Genomic DNA, 20,637 nt, shown 5'->3' with positions numbered 1-20,637 from the left:
GTTAATCGTGAGAATGGGCTTTGAGTGCAGTTAATAGCTCATCGCTTAACTGGGCTTTTTTACCCGTTTTAAAGTTAAACATAACGACTTGTGATGAGCCAATGGTGGTGACAGCGTCTTGGCTTTCACTAAATACAGTGTAATGCATCATAAAACGATCTTGTTCAATGTCACTAATCTTTACGCCAACATGAACTGTATCAGGGAATGTCACAGGGCGTTTATAGCGGGCATTGTTTTCGCTGATCACAGGGCCTACACCTGTTACTTGTAAATCTTTAAGAAAACCTAGTTGGGTAAAAAAGTCGATTCGAGCTGTTTCGAAATAACGAAAATAGACCACATTATTGACATGTTGCAGGGCATCCATTTCACCCCAAGCGACATTAATTTTTGTTCTGATAGGATGTTGTTCTATAAACGATTGCATAGTAAATCTTCATTAATTGTGAGAAAACTTAGGTTAGCAATATGCTGCTTTTAGCTCAAGGAAATTAGAAATTCCGGCAAATTGTGCTAACTTTAATGGTTCACGCTTACGTAAAGTGTGGCTCATATAGAATACACAATAAAGGATTTTATTATGCAGCAAATAACAGTGAGGATAATGAAGTGGATAGCCTTGTTCATCGTACTAGCACTTGCTTTACTCTGCTATAGTATGGGCACAATGTCAGGTTTTATCGCTTTAATTGTGATTGGTTTTTTACTTGAAGGCGCATTTTGGTTATTTGGCTATCGATTATTTAACCGTAAAAAACCGTCTGAGCACTCAAGTCAAACCTCATAGCTTGCACAATTAGGCAGATTAAATAATAATAACTGTATAAATAAACAGTTGTTATGTGCCTGATGAAAAAATTCATTCACATTGATATGGATTGCTTTTATGCCGCCGTTGAGATGCGTGATAACCCTGCATTGGCAAGTGTGCCGTTAGCAATTGGCGGTAATAGTCGTCGTGGGGTGCTTTCTACAGCTAACTATATTGCCCGCCAATACGGTGTGCGTTCGGCAATGTCTAACTACCACGCCAAACAATTGTGTCCGGATCTGGTCATTGTGCCTGGGCGAATGCAGGTTTACAAAGACATCTCCACGCAAATACGCGCTATTTTCGCTAAATATACCGACCTAATTGAGCCCTTATCACTTGATGAGGCTTACCTTGATGTAACTAACAGCACCGCCTGTAAAGGCAGTGCTACGCTTATGGCTCAGCAAATCCGTCAAGAAATCTATGATACGACAGGCCTGACTGCATCTGCTGGTGTTGCGCCCGTTAAGTTTATTGCCAAAATTGCTAGCGATGAAAACAAACCTAATGGGCAGTTTGTCGTGTTACCTGAGCAAGTCGATGACTTTTTGGCAAAATTGCCGCTGGGTAAAATCCCTGGTGTAGGTAAGGTGACATTGGAAAAGCTACAACTTAAAGGACTCTATACAGGAGCTGATGTTCGCGCAAAAGGGGTTAATTGGATGCAGCAGCATGTTGGAAATTTCGGCGTTTCTTTATATCAAAAGTGTGCGGGTGAATACATTGGTAAAGTATCCACAGAGCGGGTACGTAAATCACTGAGTGTTGAGCATACCTATGAATACAACAAAAATAATTTAGACGAGTGTTTAAGCCAGTTACCTTCTTTAATGGATGAATTAACACGCCGCCTTGATAAACAGCAATTACATAACCGAATAAATAAACTATCGGTAAAAGTGAAGTTTGCGAACTTTGTAGTAACCAGTGCCGATCAAAGTCATCATCAATTAGATCAAAGTATATTTTCAGAGTTATTAAGTAAAGCGTATGAACGTGGCAAAGACCAACCAGTGCGTTTATTGGGAATAGGTGTTGGAATAAAGAGTCAAGCTCATGAGCATTTTCAGCTCAGTATATTAGACTAAAGGTTAACACCTTGGTGGTTGAAAGTTTGATAGTGTCTAATGGGGTGCTAAATCTTTCTATACACCTCCTTAAGACAACATTATAACTAAATAAGAGAGATGACTATGCAATCGGTCGTGATCGTGCTGCTCGGAATAATCGGTATGTTGTTCGGATGGTTTTTCTATTCGAAATTCATCGCCGAGAAGATTTTCAAAATGGATGATAATTTTGTCACACCCGCTCATGAACTTGAAGATGGTGTTGACTATGTGCCTACAAACAAGGTTGTGTTGTGGGGCCATCATTTTACTTCAGTGGCAGGTGCTGCGCCGATAGTCGGCCCAGCGATTGCTGTATACTGGGGCTGGGTACCTGCTGTACTTTGGGTTGTATTTGGTACTATTTTCTTCGCTGGTGTGCATGACATGGGCGCTTTGTGGGCCAGTGCCCGCAATAAAGGAAAGTCAATGGGGGCACTGTCTGAGACGGTGATAGGTAAACGCACCCGTGCGTTATTTATGATTGTGGTATTTTTAGTACTGCTAATGGTCAACGCTGTATTTGGCGTTGTTATTGCCAAGTCATTTGTATCACAACCAAATGCTGTTTTTCCTGCTTGGGCTGCCATTGTTGTTGCTTTAGTTATTGGTCAGTTATTAAGACGTAAAGTGTCTTTAATCCCACTTTGCTTTGTTGGTGTGGGGATACTTTATTACACCATTTATCTAGGAAGCGGAATGCCAATTGCTTTACCTGACGAAATGTTTGGTTTAAGCGCAAATGCAAACTGGATTATTATTTTATTCATTTATGCTGCTATCGCTTCACTTCTACCTGTATGGATGCTGCTGCAACCACGCGACTTTATTAATGGTATGCAACTACTGGTTGGTTTAGTCCTGCTATATGGTGCGGTATTTATTTCTATGCCAGATATCACAGCGCCTGCATTTAATACCCAAACTGCGGTGGATACGCCAAGTATTATTCCGTTGTTATTTGTTACTATTGCCTGTGGTGCGGTGTCTGGTTTCCACGGTATCGTGTCATCAGGCACGAGCTCTAAACAGCTAAATAAAGAAACCGATGGCCGTTTCGTTGGTTATTTAGGTGCCGTGGGCGAAGGCATGCTAGCGTTGATTACCTTAGTTGCGGTAAGTGGTGTTGCGCTTGCTGTTTCGCCTGAAGAGTGGCATGAAATTTACAGTCATTTAGGGGCTGGTAGTGTCAGTGCATTTATTAATGGCGGTGCTAACTTAATTGAAAGTGGCTGGGGCTTATCAAACGAGATAGCTTCAACATTACTTGCCGTGATGGTTGTGTTATTCGCTGGTACAACGATGGATTCGGGTGTGCGTCTGCAGCGTTATATTATCCAAGAATGGGGTGATATTTATAACATCAGTATTATTCGCAATGGTGTGATTGCAACCTTAATTGCCGTACTGTGTTGCTTACTGCTCGCTTTTGGTGCTGGTGGCGCTGATGGCAGTGGCGGTATGATTATTTGGCCTTTATTTGGTTCTACTAACCAGATCCTTGCAAGCTTAACGTTACTGGTTATTTCAGTGATGTTAATTAAAGCGAACCGCCCTGCAAAATATACACTGATCCCGATGAGCTTTGTGCTAGTGATGGCGTTTTTCGCTGGCGTAATAAAACTGGGTGAATACTATCAGCAAGGTAACTGGCTGTTAGTTACCCTTGATGTTTTAGTGCTAGTAATTAGCGTTTTGGTGATGTTAGAAGCGTGGTCTGTGATCGTTAAGCATCGTAACGATAATAAGCAAGTTACAGAGCAGTAAACTTAGCTTGCCAGCCATAAAGCAGCTTAATTTGCTTGGCTGGCAATAGCTGACCAAATCAATGATAATACGGTCCTATGTTTCTAACAGCAGGACCTTTTTTATGGCATACCCTCATGCAATGTCAGCACCTCAGATTGCTGATGCAGATCACGATGCATTAATTATTATCAGTGATGACTTTTCTTCTTTAGCTGATCAAAACTTAAGCCAAGCAATTACTACACATCAAGCTGTTGATGCACGTATTGGTAAGCAAGTAACGTTACTTGTGATTGATTCTAAACGTGTAATTTTAGCACCAACAGGTCCACTTAATCGCGACTATGACGATGTACGTCGTTATTTTGATGCTGCAAAGCAAGGTATATTAGAAGCCAAAGCATCAGGTAGCACTAAACCAGCTTTGTATTTACCACAAGCAAGCCAAGATGGGCGTTATCAACATGCACTTGAGGTGGCTTTTTTAGGTGCATGTCAGGCATTGTGGCAACCGCTTGAAGCGCGAGAATTTCATGGGCAATCCATTGAGCCTATTAGTCAAATTAGCCTTATTGGCGCAAATGAGCAAACAACGAAAGCTGTGAATGCGATTGCAGCGGGTCAATATGCTGCGCGTGATTTGTGTGGTACTGAGCCTGAGCGCATGGCACCACCACGTTTTGCAGATTACTGCGTTGAGTTATTTGCAGGCAGCAAGGTGTCTGTTGAGGTGATTTCAGATATCAACACTATCGACAAAGATTACCCAATGATGAGCACGGTAGCACGTGCTTCTTACGCTGTTGAGCGCCATCACCCACGCGTTGTGAAACTAGAATATGTACCTGAAGGCGACGTTGAGCGTACCTTGATGTTTGTTGGTAAGGGTTTAGTTTACGATACCGGTGGTGCAGACCTTAAAGTGGGTGGCTTTATGGCAGGTATGAGCCGCGATAAGGGCGGTGCAGCTTCGGTTGCTGGCTTTATGAAATCAGTTGCTGACTTTGCTCCAAAAGGCGTAAAAGTGATTGCTTACTTAGCTGTGGTTCGTAATTCGATTGGTTCTGATTGTTTTGTTCCAGATGAAATCATTACGAGTCGTGAAGGTGTGCGTGTTCGAATCGGTAACACAGATGCTGAAGGTCGTTTAGCAATGGGTGACTTACTAAGCGAAATGAAAGATCGTGCGTTAAACGAAGTAAACCCTGAGTTATTCACCGTGGCGACTTTAACAGGCCATGCAGCACGAGCAATGGGGCCTTACAGTGCTTATGTTGAAAATGGCCCTGCACGCCAAGCTAATATTTCACGTAAGCTTGCTGATTTAGGTGACTTATGGGCCGATGGTGCAGAAGTATCTCGCAGCCGCCGTGAAGATTATGACTTCATTCGCCCTCGCACGTTAGCTGACGATGTACTTTCAAGTAATAACGCTGCGTCAGCTGTAACTGCTCGTGGTCATCAGTTCCCAATGGCATTCTTAGCGATTGTTGGTGGCTTAGATAAACATGGCACTGAATCAGCGCAACCATTACCTTATGTGCATATGGATATCGCAGGTAGCGGCGTAGAAGGTGGCGATTGGCAGCATGGTAAGCCAACGGCTGCAACAGTTAGCAGCTTATTTGCACGTTATTGTTTGTAAGTTATTAGATTAAGAAAAAACCCGCGTCATGCGGGTTTTTTGTCGTTAGTCGAGCTTAAAGCGGTTTACAACATCGCTTAATGCTTGGGAGCTTTGCTTTAAGTTTTCACTGTCATTTGATAACCCTTGAGTATTTGATAGGGATTGCTCTGTTGACTGTGAAAGTTCATTTATTCGTAAATTTACCTCATCTGCTGCGCTTGTTTGTTGCTCTGTGGCGCGTGCTATTTGGCTGTTCATGTCTTTAATTACACTCACTAAACGCTCAATTTCTGTTAGCGATGTGTTCGCTTCACCAGCTTGTAGCACGGTATCGCTCGAAAGCTGCTGACTTGCTGAAACTGCATCAACAGCGGCTTGGGCGCCGGTTTGTAATTTACTGATCATGGCTTGAATTTCATCAGTGCTCTTGCCTGTGCGGCTGGCAAGAGTACGCACTTCATCAGCGACAACAGCAAAGCCGCGGCCTTGTTCACCAGCACGAGCTGCTTCTATAGCTGCGTTCAACGCCAGTAGGTTGGTTTGCTCGGCGATACTGCGAATCACATCAAGTACAGAACCTATATTGTTACTTTCGGCAGCAAGGTCTGCGGTCGCTTGACTGACTTGCTCAATATTATGTGACAATGTCTCTATCGCCGTGATGGTTTTATTCAGTACTTGCTTGCCATTTTCAGCGTTGTGGGATGCTTCATTGGCTGCATGCTCGGCTTGTTCGGCATTTTGACTGACATCATGGATTTGATGCGTCATTTGCTCCATTGCTGTAGCCACTTGAGTTGAACTGTCATTTTGAAGTTCTATAAATGACAGGTTGGTCTTACTGGCATCATCGACATTGTGAGCGTATTGGTTTACTTGCTGGGCATTATGTGCAACATGCTTGAGCGATTCACGCATTTTAGCTGTGTAAAGATTAAAATAGCGCGATAACCGTGATACTTCATCATTACCATTTTCATCAAGTTGCTGAGTTAAGTCACCTTCTCCTTGAGAAATGTCTTTCATCATGTCTGCAGCAAGCTGCGTTGGCCGTAAAATGCTATTTGCAATGAGGTAACTGAGCGCCGTTAACAAGGCGATAATGATCACGGCAGTGATAATGACGTGGTTTCGTAGTGAAGCGAATGCTTCTTCTATGGTATCGATATAGACACCTGAGCCAACAATCCATTGCCACTTAGCAAACCCTTTAACATAAGCAATTTTATCGACGGGTTGATCTTTACCAGGCTTTGGCCACTTGTAAGGGATAAATCCTTCACCTTGTTTTTTGACAATATTGACCATATCGACAAATAACAGTACGCCATCAGGATCTTTACTGCCCGCAAGCGATTTACCATTTAGTTCTGGTTTAAATGGATGCATCACCATAACTGGTTGGTAGTCATTAATCCAAAAATAATTGTTGTTGTCGTAACGTAGTGCAGAAATAGTTTGTAAGGCAGCTTGTTTTGCTTGTTCTTCGCTGAGCTTGCCTTCTGTAAAAAGTGCATAGTTATGCTCAATAATACTATGAGCTGATTCAACTAAGTTTTGGGTTTTGATGTATTGTTCTTGTTCTAAAGATTCATATTGTTGCGTTAAGCTTGATATGCTTAAAAAGATAAGACCAATCACTACTACGCTCACCAACATGGCAAGACGTTGTAAAATAGTAAAGCGGCGTAAATAATTCATGTATGTTCCTTCGTCATGCTCATAGGAGCAATGTATTAAGCGTAGCTAAAATAGGTCGAAAATCTAGTTAACTAGTAGAATATATTGAGACAAAAAAAAGGCTGATTTTACAATCAGCCTTTAGTCTAAGTTACCGAAATTAAACGTGATTACTCAACGTTAAAGTGTCGGTTGAAGAAACTTGTGATGGTTTGGTGTAAGTGCGTTTGTACGCTCTTGCCACGTAAACTGTGTTTTGAGCCAGGGTAAGTCATCATTTCGAACTGCTTTTCTTGATCTTGCAGTTGTTTGAACAACTTAGTGGCGTGAGTGAATAATACGTTATCATCCGCCATACCGTGATAAATCATCAACGGGCCTTTTAAGCCTTCAGCATAGGGGAATACGGCACTTGCTTCGTAACCTTTCGCGTTAGTTGCAGGGTGACCGACATAACGTTCAGTGTAGTGCGTATCGTACAGTGCCCAATCAGTTACTGGCGCACCAGAAACACCGGCTTTAAAGTAGTCGCCCGCTTTAAACATCGTCATAAGCGCCATGTAACCACCGTAGCTGTGGCCATAAATACCAATACGCTCAGGGTCAACGTAATCAAGGGTACGTAAGAACTCGACACCTTTGATTTGATCAGCAACTTCAGCAACACCTAAGTGCTTATAAATCACATCTTCAAACTTTTTACCACGGTTGTATGAGCCACGGTTATCAAGTTGGAAAATAACATAGCCTTGTTGCGCCATGTATTGGAAGTACAAGTTTTTGCTGCGCCAGCTGTTCGTTACGCGCTGAGCATGAGGGCCGCCATACACGTTAACTATAACCGGGTGCTTTTTACCGTCTTGGTAATTAGTTGGCTTGAATAAACGGTAATGCATGATTTGTCCGTCTTCAGCCGTTAACGTGCCGTATTCTGGGGTGATTAAATCAGCTAGGTAAGGCGTTAATGGGTGCGACTTATCTAACTTGTTTTCTTCAAGCCAAGTGATGAAATCACCATTGATTTTACGTAACGCAGCAGAGCCTGGCTTATTCACTGATGAGCTGTTATCGATAAAGGTTTTATTATCTTTAGCAATTACCACATTGTGGTAAGCACCTAGCTCAGTTACGCGCTTGATTTCGCCTTTTTTGAATAGCGGTACGCTGTAAAGGTGGCTCTCAAGTGCAGTGTCTTTACGACCTGCAAAATAAACGATGCCTTTTTTCTCATCAATCCCTTTTAAGCTGTCAACAACCCAATCACCTTGCGTGATTTGGCGGATCATTTCACCGTTTGTGCGGTATAAATATAGGTGTTTAAAACCATCGCGTTCAGATGCCCAAACAAAATGCTTTTTATCATTTAAGAATTCAAGATCAAAGTGTAGGTTTATCCACGTTTTGCTTGTTTCTGTTAATACGACTTTTTGTTTTTTACTATCGCTATTATAAAAACGCAGCTCTAAATTGTGTTGTGAACGGTCTTGCCACTGATATGATAAGGTTTTGTTGTCTTTTAACCACTTAGCTCGAGCGATGTAGATGTCTTTATCTTCACCTAAATCAATCCAATCAGTTTTTTGATTGTTGATATTTACTACGCCAAGTTTTATTTCAACATTATCAGTGCCAGTGAACGGATAGCGTTGATTAAAAAGCTTTACTTCATCTGCGTAAATTTCGTTACGAATGGCTTCTTTTACAGGGCTTTCATCAACACGGGTATAGGCAATTTTTGCTTCATCACCTGACCACCAGTAGCCCGTCATACGGCCCATTTCTTCTTGCGCAACAAATTCAGCCATGCCGTTTTTAATTACGCCACCGCCATCGTTACTTAATTGGATTTCTTTACCCGTTTTTAAATTAAGTGCGTAAAGATTTTGCTCACGGATAAAGGATACATAATGGCCTTTTGGTGAGAAACGTGCATCGGTTTCAAATGCGTCAGTGTCCGTTAACTTGCGGCTTTTAGCTGAGGCAAGTTCGTAGTAGTAAAGATCACCATTAAGTGGAAAAAGGAGTGCCTTTCCATCTTTTGACCATTTGTATTCTAAGATGCCTTTACCAAAAATACGCTGACGTTCACGACGTGCTTTTTCTTCATCAGATAAATTTTCTGGGCCTGAAAATAATGCTGCGGAGTCAACCAGTAGACGATTTTTGTTATCTTTTAGATTGTATTCCCATAAATCGTAGCGGTTATAGTCATCTGTTTTACCTTGTAGGTAAGTAACTCGACTTCCATCAGGTGAAAACTTTAATTGTACAGGCGCTTTACCAGCTAGGCTTGGATCATCAAAAATACGTTCTAGGGTGAGTTGTTCTGCGTTTACACTAAATACCGTTGCAACCATTGGCAGGGCAAGTGAGAGATATTTAATTTTTTTTAGCACAAGGGTACCTTTGCTCGAATAAAAACTGCCACGATGTTAATGGTAAGCTTAGGCAACTGCAACTAAATGCTATAAAGTAACAGGGGTACAACTTAGATTTAAGGATTTTTTGATGGAAAATACCCACACGCCGTTTTCTCTGGCCAAAGAATTACAGCGCGACTGTATCGAACTTGCTGATTGGCCACTGTGTAAAGTATTGCTGATGAATGACAGCCAATATCCGTGGTTTATTTTAGTGCCAAGAGAGGCGGGTGTTAAAGAGATCATTGACCTGTCTGAACAGCAACAAATTATGTTACTTCAAGAATCTGCTAAGTTAAGTAAGCTGCTTCAACAGGTATTTAGCCCTGATAAGCTGAATGTTGCTGCACTGGGTAATATGGTACCGCAATTACATATTCATCATATTGCGCGTTTTAAAAGCGATGCCGCATGGCCCGCACCTGTATGGGGAAAGTTACCTGCTATACCTTATAGCGATGAGCAAATCTCAGCACTTAAAGCGCATTTTTAATATTCGTGCTAGAGTAAAATTTATTTTTCAGAATACTAAAAGGAGGGAGTAAAAAGTGAAAAGATTAATGCTTTCTGTACTTTTTATTTTTAGCTCCTTTTCATGTTTTGCTAAAAGCTATTACTTTGTAGGGAGCCATTTCCCCGCAATTTTGGAGCCTAACCCCCAAGGTGATGCTACCGGACTGGGTGCTGATATTGTTCATGAAATATGTCGGCGTTTAGGGCATACCGTAATTATCGATGTGATGCCATTGAAGCGAGCGTTGAAAATGGTTGAGCAGGGGAAGGCTGATGCGATTATTGGACCTTACAAGTCGCTGCTTCGCGAACAATATATCCTGTACAGTGAACTGCCTTTCTATGAGGATCCTATTGTATTTTATACTAAACCGAGTAACTCAGTTACTTGGCTTGGCAACTTAGCTAGTTTAAAAAAAGACGTAATAGGTGTAATTCGAGGTTGGGATTACGGTCAAGAGTTTAAGCGTTATGAATCGAGTTTGTCACTCTCTGAGGTGGCGAGTGTGCAAGCAAGCTTTTTACAGTTAATGTACGATAGAGTTGATTTGCTTCTGGCTCATCCACGTGCGGCAAAGCCTGTAATAGAAAGATTAGGGATTGCTGAAGACGTTATTATGCTTTCGCCCTTGCTAACTGTTAATCAAGGCTATTTTGGTTTTTCTAAACAACGAGAGTTAGGTCGTTTTATTGATGAGTTTAACCGAGAGTTTCATAACATGTTGATAAGTGGCGATATCGTAAAGTTAAACAACAAGTATGGACTCAGTTTTGTTGCTCATTAATAAGCTTTAAATAATAAAAAACGCTGCCACTGGCAGCGTTTTTTATTTCAAAATAACTGGTTTAGTTTAAACCTAATACGTCTTTACCTTGCTTGAAGGTTACATCAACAGGGATATTTGCTTGGCTTAGCTTTTCTAAATCTTTAGCAAGCTCAGCTTTAATCTCACCATGGGTTGCGATTAACTGATCAACTTTTTGGTAATCACCGTCACCTTGAATCGTTAAGATTAAGCGCGAAAGTTTTTCCATTGCTTGACTCATTTTCTCCATGTTAACGCTGTATAAGCCGTCCGCATTTTTAGAAAACGCACCTTCTTCAGCAAAGAAGTTAAAGCGGATCATATTTGCTTTACCGTGGGCACTTGATGCACCAAAACGCACTGAGCGGAAGATACCAGCCATGAAGGTGATGTAATAATCTTCTAATGTTCCGTCAGTGATTTCGCCTTTTTTAAGTAGCTGTTCAACCATGTAAAGCCCTAGGATATCTGCTTTACCTTCTTCAAGGGCACTGGCATGCTCTTGTAGTGATTGGCGAACTGTCCCTTTACCTGTAAGGGTGTTTTTAATGCCTAAACCATGGGCTACTTCGTGGAACATGGTGTTAGCAAAAAATGCATCAAAGGTGATGTGCTTACGTTGCTCTGGAACGATTAACTGCTCTGAAATTGGCACTAAGATTTTATCGAACTTAGCGCGCATTGCATTTTTCAGCTGTAAGCGACGTGTGCCTTTTTCTAATTGAACTTGCTCGTCATTTGGCAGGTTGATGGCAATTGTTTTACTACCCGCATTTGAGTGGCCAGCATAGTACACAACATCATAAGCATTTAGGTCTGCATCTGAGCCTGGTACTTCTTGCTTGTACTTGTCTGCAACAGGTAAGCCTTTTTGTAACTCAGGTAGAAAAGCAGCAAACTTAGCTAAGCGCTCGCTCCAAGCAAGGTCTTTAATAAGTACATAAGATTCATAGGCGGCGCGATAACCAAATAGCTGATCTTCGTAAGTTTCGATAGGGCCTATAACAACATCAATTGGGTTATTTTTCATATTCATCCACGCAAAGTCAGATGGTTGGAAATCATCACTTACTAGGGCATCGGCACGCATGCTTAAGTAGTTTGCAAATTCTTTGTCGTCAGCAAGTTTACTTGCTTCACGTAGTAAGTTCGCAGCTTTTTCAAGCTCTTGTGCATATTCTACAGAGTATGCAACGCTATAAAGTTTGCCATTTTCATCACGCTTAATTACAGAATAAAGGCCTGTTTTGTCTTCAACATTTGCGCTATTTAATTCTTCTTTAGTGATATCGCTTGGGTAAAAACCTGCGCCTAGTGGCTTTTCTTCGTAGCCAGATAAAAATACTTTATCGCCATTTAAACGATCCCAAGGGCCGTAGTTGATATCCGCAAATTTCTGAACTTTTTCATCATTTATTTTTGCTAAAAATGCGTCTTTGTTTTCACCAAATGCTTGATGCCAAAATAGTTGATCCATGATTTTTGATGCATCAATTAGCTTACCAACCATTTGTTTTTGATTGTCACTTAAGTGGCTTAAGTCTGATGTAAGTGTAAAGTCTGTATAAATATCTAAACGACTCTTGTCAGCATTGATAAGTTGAGGATTATTTTCTTCAGTAATTTGCTTTGTTTGTTGTGCTGTAGGCTTAGTTTGAGAAGTGGTTGCTTGCTCATTAGAGCATGCGCCAAGAAAAACAGCACCTGATAAGATAAGTGCTTGGCTAATTTTATTTAATGTCATTTTTTTGCCCGTTAGAAAGAGAGAATCATTACGTTTAAAACAGAATGTCTTCGCATTAAAGCAAATCTGACATATATATGGCAAGTTTAGTGCGCTAGAAGCAATATTTATTTATCAGGTAGTGACTTAAAAATATAAAAAATATAATTTCTGTGTTTTTCTTAACTTTAGCGCTAACTTAGATAATACTAAAACTATAATTAATCTAAGAATGTCAGTCATTAGTTTACGTTATTTGCAAGTGACTAATTCAAGAGGATGGCACGTATATGTCAACAGAGAATGCTTTACTGACCATTTTGGTCGACAGAATAAATAATGACACGTTAGTGTTACCTACCTTACCGGAAGTTGCAGTCAAAGTGAGGCAAGCGGCAGATGATCCGAATGTAAATTTAATGCAGATGGCGGATGTCATTGCACATGATCCTGCTTTATCGGCAAGAATGATTAAAGTGGCCAACAGTGCATTTATGGGACGCTCAGTGAAGGTCACAAATTTACATCAAGCGGTAACACGTATTGGTTTAAGGCAAATTAAGAATATTGCTACGGCAATGGCCATGGAACAGCTTTTTGTTTCACATAATGAGTTAATTAAAGGTTATATGGATAAAGCATGGCAAAAGACGCTTAAAGTTGCCTGCCATTCAATTACCTTAATGGACTTCTTTTTACATATGAATAAGCACACGTCATTGAATCGAGATACCATTACACTCGCTTCGTTGGTTTATAACATTGGCGTGCTACCCATTCTTACTGAAGCTGAAAAACACCCCGAAGTATTTGCCAATCCTAGTTTTCTTGCCCACGCTATTCAAAAGCTAGGGGGGAAGGTCGGCGGTGCTATCATGCGAGCATGGGGCTTCACTGATGAGTTTGTTGAAGTTGCTGAAAGCTGGGCAAATCCTAATTACCGCCCTGAGCATATTTGTTACGTGGATTTTATCCGTATTGGTGCGATTCTGGAGGGAATTTTACAAGTTTCAGATAAATCGGCTGCGTTGCAAATGTATGTTGATAAAGGGGTCATTGAGTCTCTGGATATGTTCAATACTGATGAGTACCATAATATGCTCAATGAGGTTAAGGCTGTTTTTACCGACTAAAGCCACATAGGATATAATTTTTATTTACTCAGTATGAAGTAATTGAAAAGTGCGATATTTATCGCACTTTTTTGTGTCATGCTCGGTTATAAATCGTCAGCGTCACCAAGCCCTTGTGTTAGTTCTTCTAACATTTGCTTGATCTCTTCTGATGCGAGGATAAAGTCTGCATCGAGCTTGACTGCCATATCTTCTTTAGGAATGTCAGCGTTTTCTTCTTTTAATGTTTCTGAGTAGTTCATGCGTTTGATAGAACCATCATTTTGCAGCATAAACTTAACGCGTTCTTGCCAATCTAGCGCAAGCTTAGTTACACGCTTACCATTTTCTAGATGCGACTTAACTTCATCACATGAAAGGTCATGACCTTTTAGTTTTACCTGAGCACCGCTGTCATCAGCTTCTTCAAGCTCGGCATCATTGCCGATAGCAAACCCGTCAGGTGCACTGAACTTAGTTAGCCAATCTGTTAAAAATACATCAAGGTCGTAATTTGCAAATGCAGGAACAACAGGCAGTGTGCCAAGTGATTTACGAAGAAGGGCTAGCAGCTCTTCTGCTTTGTTAAAGCTTGCGCTGTTTACGATTACCCAGCCATTTTTTTGATCGATAAAGGCAAACTGTAGGCTCGATTTTTTAAATGCTTGAGGAAGTAGCGTGTGTAGAATATTTTCTTTTAATTCGTCTTTTTCTTTTTTCTTAACAGGACGATTTTCTTCGGCTTCAATTTGTTCTACTTTTTCAATTACAAGTTCGTTGATTACGGCCGCCGGTAGTACTTTTTCTTCACGCTTAGCGCACACTAAAATACTGTCTTGAGAGAAGTGAGAAAGTGTTTGGCCATGTTTGCCAAATGCTTTTGTCCAACCAAACGTTGATAGCTCTTGGCCTGTACATGAACGAAATAGGTCTTGCTCTAGGGCTTTGTCGAAATCTTCTTGGTTATATGAGACGTCTTGTTTAAAGCGGTAACAGATAAGGTTACTAAACCACATAATTAGGCTAATCCTTTCAATAAATTTGCCCAATCATAACAATAAAAAAGTGATGCCGAAATGAATGATTTCGGCATCATGACGTTTTGCTTACGAGTTGAACATTGAAAGCGGTTTCGGCATGTTTTTTGGAAAGCTTATGTGATAGTGCAAGCCTTTACCAGGTTCACTATTGACTTCAATATCACCACTAAGCGTTTGTTTCACTAGGTTAAAGGTGATATGTGTCCCTAGGCCACTGCCGCCTTGGTCGCGTTTGGTGGTAAAGAATGGGTCAAAAAGTTTTTCTAACTGCTCTTTGGTAACGCCATTACCGTTATCTTTAAAGTCGATGATCACTTCATCTTCTTCGTCTTTGATAATGATATCAATAAGGCCATTTTCGATGCCCTCGAAGCCGTGGATCAGCGAGTTCATAATAAGGTTGGTGAAAATTTGACTAATAGCGCCAGCCGGTAAGTTAAGGGTTAAATCTTCAGGACAATCAAGATTAATATGATGCGATGTTTTCTTTAATTTAGGATGTAGTGAGCGAATAACTTCCCCTAAATATTCTTTAAAGTTAATGGTTCGCACCGCTTCGCTAGCTTGGTCTACTGCAATTTGTTTAAAACTTGCAACCAACTCTGAAGCGCGGTCAAGGTTACTGGTGAGTAAGCTTGTGCTTTGTTTGGCATCATTAATAAATTCTTCAAGCGCTTTTGGCGACAAGGTTTTGTCTTTGTAAGCGGCTTCTATTTGATCCAACCGCTCCTGTAAAAATGAGGTTGCAGTTACACCAATACCAATCGGTGTGTTTACATCGTGCGTAATACCCGCGACTAAACCACCTAATGCAGCCATTTTCTCTGAGCCGACAAGGCGCTCTTGTGCCATGTTTAGCTCATCAAGGTAACGTTGTAATTCTGTTTGCTTGGTAATTAATTCTTGTTCGGTTTGTTTACGTAAATCGATTTCTTCTGTGAGGGTTAGTTTTTGTTTTTCTAACTCATATTTTTGCTGTTGCAAGTCCATCATAGCTTGGCTGAGGTTGGATGTTTTGCGTGCAACTTCTTGCTCTAATTGCAGGTTTTGTTGGTCAAGTTTTTCGTTGCTGATGAGCAGTTCTTTTTGTGTATGTTCGAGCTCTTCTCTGTACAACACCACTTTATCTATTAAGCGGTTGAATGACTCTTCCATCACTTTTAGTTCGTTATGCTCACTAGTTTCGATTTCGATGTGACGGCCTTCTAAGTCATTGAGCTCTAGGTCTTCAATTTGTTCGGTGAGTTGTGCAAGTGGCTCGGTAAGTTGTTTTCTAAAGGCGATTAAAAATAAAATGATCAAAAACGTGGTTTTGATCATCGCATTACCAATCAAGAAATAAATTGAAATCATAATACGGCTAAAGACAACTTCGCGGCTTGAAAATAAGGTGACATCACCGACTTGGGTTGCTCTGCCTGAAAACTCAAAAATAAGTGGGAAAGTATAACCAAATAAGCCCGAAGGGGTGTCCTCGATAATGGCTTCTTCTTGCACTAGTTGTTGACTGTATAATTCGTGTATATCTAGAGAGCGCCCAAGTTGGGATAAAATTTCACCGCTATCATCACGAACAATAATACCTTCAATCATTGGAATGGCGAGTAATCCCTCGGCCGTGGTAATTGTTTGTTTGGTGTTTAACTCCCAAATGGCGCGGGTTAAGCTTCGACTAAATGTTTTTTGCAAGGTGGTTAATTCGTCACGTATATAGTCTTTAGTATTAACGTATTCAGCAATGACCTGCCCACACGTAACTACAAACGTTAATAAAAAGTAGACCGAGAGTACGCTGGTTAATAATTTTTTTGACAGGCTTTTTTGTAGCATGGAATATCCATAGCTCCTTGGTGACAATTGTAATACATTCAGCTAGTTCTAAAGTTAGCTAATAAATGATTAAAAATAAATAAATATATCCTTTTTTGAAGAAACATTTATAAATTGTTACTAAATATTGAAAAAACTTAGCCTTACTGCACTTTAAAAAGTGTGTTATAAATTTACTTCATCTTTTACTTTAGCCTTTTTTAATGTTGTATTTGCTACAGCAAAGATTTTTATCTCATGAATAGTTCTAATTTCACAGTACTTGTCTGCGATGACTCAAATGTTGCTAGGAAACAAGTTGTTAGGTGCCTAGGTGATTGCATCAGTGCTGATATCCATCAAGCCAAGAATGGTAAAGAAGCACTTACTTTTTTACGAGAGCAGAGCTTTGATTTGCTGTGCTTGGATTTAACTATGCCAGAAGTCGATGGCGTAACTGTACTCGAAACCATTAAAGCTGAAAAAATAGAGTGTTTTGTCTTAGTTATTTCGGCTGATATTCAAGTTGAAATGAAACAACGAGTTGCAAAACTAGGTGCTATCGACTTTATCGACAAGCCGATAGATATTGCCCGCTTAAAAGCGACCTTGCATAAATTTGGTATTCATTAGTGTTTCTTATAACCTAAATGCATAATTTATCTTTAAGTAAAGGGTTGACAGCCTAGCTAGTAATAGGGCAGTCTAAAGGCTATGAAAACATTTAATCACGCAACGACCATTATTATTACAACCATCATCCTTACGGGATAGTGGCATAGGTCGGTGCAACAAATATAAAGGCCTGTGTTCACTAGAACACAGGCCTTTTTTTCGTTTATGGGATGAGGAAACATAAATAATGCGAGTATTAAAATTTGGCGGGTCGTCCTTGGCTGACTACGCGTGTTTGCAACAGGTAGCTCAGTTAGTCAAAGAAGAATTACGTGATGAAATGTTGTTAGTGCTATCAGCACCAGGTGGTATGACAGATTCTCTGGTAGCGTTAGCAAGTGCAGCAGAGCATGGGCAAGATTTTAGTGAGTTATGGCAAGCACTGGTTGTGCGCTGTGAACAATTAAAAGCAGCTGTCGAAGCTGATTTTGGTCAGGTAGCAAATTGGCCAGACTTGAATGAGCTTAAGAATAAGCTAGATGGTGTTGCACTTTTAAAATGCTGCCCAGACCAAGTACGTGCTTATGTAATCAGTTTTGGTGAGCGCGTTAGTGTTGCCTTGATGGAATGTATGCTTAAAGAGAGCAATGCTCGCTACCTCGAAGCGACGGCGTGTATAGCTTCTGTAGGTGGTTACATTGATGCTGAAGCTGACTTAGCAGCAAGTAAAGTACGTTTTCAAGAAGCATTGAAAGCGGCGCCAAGTACTATTTATATCATGCCAGGTTTCACAGCATCTAATGAGCTAGGGGAGCTTACAACACTTGGTCGTAATGGTTCCGATTACTCAGCTGCGATTGCAGCAGCGTGTTTAGAAGCTGATGTATGCCAGATTTGGACTGATGTAGACGGTGTGTACAATGCTGACCCGCGCTATATCAAAAAAGCCTCTAAGGTTGATTCGCTTTCATATAAAGAAGCAATGGAGCTTTCTTACTTTGGTGCGAAAGTGTTGCACCCAAAAACGATTTTACCTTGTGCTAAAGCAGGTGTGCCGTGCGAGATAAAAAATACTCATAACCCACGTGCAGAAGGTTCAGTGATCAGTAACGACAGCGTGTCGAGCGATCCAGTTAAAGCGTTATCAAGTTTACAAAACCTCGCTATGTTAACGGTGTCAGGCCCAGGTATGAAAGGCAAAGTGGGCATGGCGTCAAAAGTATTTAATGCATTGGCACATGACAATGTTTCAATTGTTTTAATCACTCAATCTTCATGTGAATTTAGCATCAGTTTCTGTGTGCATGAGAGTGACCTATCACTTGCTCTTGAAGCATTACAAACTGCCTTCGAATTAGAATCACAAGCTGGTTTAATTGAGCCAGTTCAAGTACAGCGTAATCTTGCTATTGTCACTTTAGTGGGTGATAACATGCGTGCTCATAAAGGTTTAGCTGCTAAGTTTTTTGCTTCACTAGCTCAAGCACAAGTTAACATTGTTGCTATCGCACAAGACTCAACTGAAAGCGCCATTTCAGCAGTTATTGATGGTGAGCTGTGCAACGATGCTGTAAAAGTGTGCCATGAAAACTTCTTTACGCATATTCCTTCAATCGATGTGTTTTTACTTGGCTGTGGCTTAGTTGGTCAAGAGCTTATTCAGCAGTTAGAGCGCCAACAAGCATGGCTTGAAAAACGTAATATTAAGCTGAACCTATACGGTGTTGCTAACTCAAAACAGCTTTACCTAGATAGCGAAGGCATTGCTTTTGATGGCTGGCAACACAAGCTAGCCAGCTCAGAGCAAGCATTTGATTTAAACCTAGTGGAGCAATTTGTTAAACAAAATCACTTAATCAACCCTGTGATCGTAGATTGTAGCTCAGCCGATAAACTTGCTGCGCAATATGTTGATTTCTTAAATGCAGGTTTCCATGTCGTTGCGGCGAATAAAAAAGCCAATACTAGCTCGTATGCTTACTACCAAGATTTAGTCGCAGCAACACAAAAGAATAACCGTAAGTTTTTATACGAAACAAACGTAGGTGCAGGCCTACCGGTTCTTGATAACCTGAAATCGCTATTTGGTGCGGGTGATGAACTTATTAAATTCAGCGGTATCTTATCGGGTTCATTATCGTATATGTTTGGTGCGCTACAAGATGGTTTATCACTAAGCGAAGCAACATTAAAAGCGAAAGAAAGTGGATTTACAGAGCCAGATCCGCGTGATGATTTATCAGGTACCGATGTTGCCCGAAAACTACTGATCATTGCCCGTGAATCAGGTCTTGAGTTAGAACTAAGCGATATTGAAGTTGAATCTGTTTTACCAAAAGGGTTTGCAGAAGGTGATTCTGTAGCGGACTTTATGGCAAAACTACCATCTCTTGATGCGCAGTTTAACGACCGCATTCAAAGTGCAGCAAGTGAAGGTAAAGTACTTCGTTATGTGGGCACTATTGAAAACGGTCAATGTAAAGTAGGCATTGAAGCCGTAGATAGTAGCCATGCTTTATACGATATCCGTGACGGTGAAAATGCACTGGCAATCTTAAGTCAATATTATCAACCACGCCCGTTTGTGATTCGTGGTTATGGCGCAGGTGCTGAAGTAACGGCCGCAGGCGTATTTGCTGATATCTTAAAAACGTTAACGCGGTAGGAGCAGGTCATGATCCGTGTATATGCACCCGCTTCAATCGGGAATTTTGCTGTCGGCTTTGATGCGTTAGGTGCTGCGCTGGCACCTATCGATGGCACCTTATTAGGTGATGTTGTCGAGGTGAGTGCCGCTGAGCAAGATACCTTTGTATGTTCAGGCGACTATGCTCATAAACTGCCTGCTAATGCTGAAGAAAACTTGGCTTATCAATGTTTAATTCATTTTAAAGAACACGTTGCGCCGACTATGCCAGCGGTAAAACTTGAGCTTAAAAAGAACTTACCAATTGGTTCTGGTTTAGGTTCAAGTGCGTGTTCTGTGGTGGCTGCGTTTGCAGCCCTTGATAAATTTGCTGAAACAAATTTATCTCAAGAGCAACTCATCGAGTTGATGGCTGATTTTGAAGCCATTGTTAGTGGCGGCCGTCATTACGATAACATCACGCCATGTTATTTAGGTGGTTTGCAATTAACTGGTGAACTTATTCCGAACAAGTCAATTTCGTTACCTGTTGATAATCAATGGTATTACGTAGCGGCTTTTCCAGGTTTTTCACTTAATACCGCAAAAGCGCGATCAGTACTGCCAAAGCAATTATCAATGCACGATAGTGTTGAGTTTGCACAGCGACTTTCTGCGTTTAGTAGCTTATTGCTAACTGGTCGCTTTGATGCAGCGCTATCCATTATGAGTGATGAAATAGCCGAGCCACATCGTGCTCCACTCATACAAGGCTTTGCAGAAGCTAAAAGTGCCTTACCAGAGCTTGGCGCAGAGATTGTCAGTATTTCGGGGGCGGGTCCAACATTATTTACCGTGTGTAAGAGCCTTGCAGCTGCTAAGCAGTGTGCAGCGTGGCTGAATGATAATTACATTAATGAGCAGGGCTTTTGCCATATCTGTCAACTAGATCAGCTTGGCACACGACAGCTTTAGAGAATTTAAGGAATAA

16 protein-coding genes are annotated in these 20,637 nt (G+C 40.9%); 10 read left to right on the top strand and 6 right to left on the bottom strand.

Annotation, left to right across the window (positions count from 1 at the left end):
- Position 1 precedes the first annotated feature (1 nt).
- The gene (locus NYF15_RS05530) at positions 2 to 430 is read right to left on the bottom strand and encodes a thioesterase family protein (RefSeq protein WP_341803901.1); all 429 of its coding nucleotides are present in this window, start codon (positions 428 to 430) and stop codon (positions 2 to 4) included.
- A 153-nt stretch (positions 431 to 583) separates the two neighbouring features.
- On the opposite strand from NYF15_RS05530, the gene NYF15_RS05525 reads away from it, so the two are divergent.
- From NYF15_RS05525 to NYF15_RS05510, 4 genes are all read left to right on the top strand, one after another.
- Positions 584 to 790, top strand: a complete 207-nt coding sequence (locus tag NYF15_RS05525) for a hypothetical protein (RefSeq protein ID WP_371353039.1) — start codon at positions 584 to 586, stop codon at positions 788 to 790.
- A gap of 62 nt (positions 791 to 852) precedes the next feature.
- Complete coding sequence (dinB, locus tag NYF15_RS05520; RefSeq protein WP_371353038.1) at positions 853 to 1,905, top strand: DNA polymerase IV; 1,053 nt, start codon at positions 853 to 855, stop codon at positions 1,903 to 1,905.
- 105 nt (positions 1,906 to 2,010) lie between these two features.
- Complete coding sequence (locus NYF15_RS05515; protein WP_062570182.1) at positions 2,011 to 3,693, top strand: carbon starvation protein A; 1,683 nt, start codon at positions 2,011 to 2,013, stop codon at positions 3,691 to 3,693.
- Between the two features lie 103 nt (positions 3,694 to 3,796).
- Positions 3,797 to 5,320, top strand: a complete 1,524-nt coding sequence (locus tag NYF15_RS05510) for a leucyl aminopeptidase family protein (protein WP_371353037.1) — start codon at positions 3,797 to 3,799, stop codon at positions 5,318 to 5,320.
- Positions 5,321 to 5,365: 45 nt separating this feature from the next.
- On the opposite strand, the gene NYF15_RS05505 is transcribed toward NYF15_RS05510, so the two are convergent.
- Positions 5,366 to 7,003, bottom strand: a complete 1,638-nt coding sequence (locus NYF15_RS05505) for a methyl-accepting chemotaxis protein (RefSeq protein WP_130150819.1) — start codon at positions 7,001 to 7,003, stop codon at positions 5,366 to 5,368.
- 149 nt (positions 7,004 to 7,152) lie between these two features.
- Positions 7,153 to 9,378: a DPP IV N-terminal domain-containing protein gene (locus tag NYF15_RS05500; RefSeq protein WP_371353036.1), complete on the bottom strand. Its 2,226-nt coding sequence runs from the start codon at positions 9,376 to 9,378 to the stop codon at positions 7,153 to 7,155.
- A gap of 112 nt (positions 9,379 to 9,490) precedes the next feature.
- On the opposite strand from NYF15_RS05500, the gene NYF15_RS05495 reads away from it, so the two are divergent.
- A complete protein-coding gene (locus NYF15_RS05495) occupies positions 9,491 to 9,895 on the top strand; it encodes an HIT domain-containing protein (protein ID WP_371353035.1) in 405 nt (134 codons plus the stop codon).
- A gap of 55 nt (positions 9,896 to 9,950) precedes the next feature.
- The gene (locus NYF15_RS05490) at positions 9,951 to 10,700 is read left to right on the top strand and encodes a substrate-binding periplasmic protein (protein ID WP_371353034.1); all 750 of its coding nucleotides are present in this window, start codon (positions 9,951 to 9,953) and stop codon (positions 10,698 to 10,700) included.
- A gap of 61 nt (positions 10,701 to 10,761) precedes the next feature.
- Here NYF15_RS05490 and NYF15_RS05485 read toward each other — a convergent pair whose 3' ends face one another.
- Positions 10,762 to 12,465, bottom strand: coding sequence for a Zn-dependent hydrolase (locus NYF15_RS05485; protein WP_371353033.1), 1,704 nt, complete (start codon positions 12,463 to 12,465; stop codon positions 10,762 to 10,764).
- Positions 12,466 to 12,734: 269 nt separating this feature from the next.
- On the opposite strand from NYF15_RS05485, the gene NYF15_RS05480 reads away from it, so the two are divergent.
- Positions 12,735 to 13,577 carry an HDOD domain-containing protein gene (locus NYF15_RS05480; RefSeq protein ID WP_062570189.1) on the top strand — a complete coding sequence of 281 codons (843 nt, stop codon included), beginning with the start codon at positions 12,735 to 12,737 and terminating at the stop codon, positions 13,575 to 13,577.
- A gap of 86 nt (positions 13,578 to 13,663) precedes the next feature.
- Here NYF15_RS05480 and rdgC read toward each other — a convergent pair whose 3' ends face one another.
- Both rdgC and NYF15_RS05470 read right to left on the bottom strand, forming a co-directional pair.
- Positions 13,664 to 14,572, bottom strand: coding sequence for a recombination-associated protein RdgC (rdgC, locus tag NYF15_RS05475; RefSeq protein WP_062570190.1), 909 nt, complete (start codon positions 14,570 to 14,572; stop codon positions 13,664 to 13,666).
- Between the two features lie 90 nt (positions 14,573 to 14,662).
- Positions 14,663 to 16,426, bottom strand: a complete 1,764-nt coding sequence (locus NYF15_RS05470; RefSeq protein WP_062570191.1) for a sensor histidine kinase — start codon at positions 16,424 to 16,426, stop codon at positions 14,663 to 14,665.
- A 237-nt stretch (positions 16,427 to 16,663) separates the two neighbouring features.
- Between NYF15_RS05470 and NYF15_RS05465 the strand changes: the two genes are divergently transcribed.
- The 3 genes from NYF15_RS05465 to thrB all read left to right on the top strand — a co-directional run bounded on the left by NYF15_RS05465 (position 16,664) and on the right by thrB (position 20,621).
- Positions 16,664 to 17,038 (top strand): response regulator, encoded by a 375-nt coding sequence (locus tag NYF15_RS05465; protein WP_062570192.1) that lies wholly within the window; start codon positions 16,664 to 16,666, stop codon positions 17,036 to 17,038.
- 229 nt (positions 17,039 to 17,267) lie between these two features.
- Entirely contained in the window at positions 17,268 to 19,685 is a 2,418-nt protein-coding gene (thrA, locus tag NYF15_RS05460) for a bifunctional aspartate kinase/homoserine dehydrogenase I (RefSeq protein ID WP_371353032.1), read from the top strand.
- 9 nt (positions 19,686 to 19,694) lie between these two features.
- Complete coding sequence (thrB, locus tag NYF15_RS05455; protein ID WP_237120094.1) at positions 19,695 to 20,621, top strand: homoserine kinase; 927 nt, start codon at positions 19,695 to 19,697, stop codon at positions 20,619 to 20,621.
- The last annotated feature ends 16 nt before the right edge of the window (positions 20,622 to 20,637 follow it).

The sequence above is a fragment of the Pseudoalteromonas sp. 68 DY56-GL68 genome (assembly GCF_041414825.1).
Lineage (GTDB): Bacteria > Pseudomonadota > Gammaproteobacteria > Enterobacterales > Alteromonadaceae > Pseudoalteromonas.
Note: the sequence above shows the minus strand (reverse complement) of the source record. Positions and strands in the feature narration are given on the sequence as shown.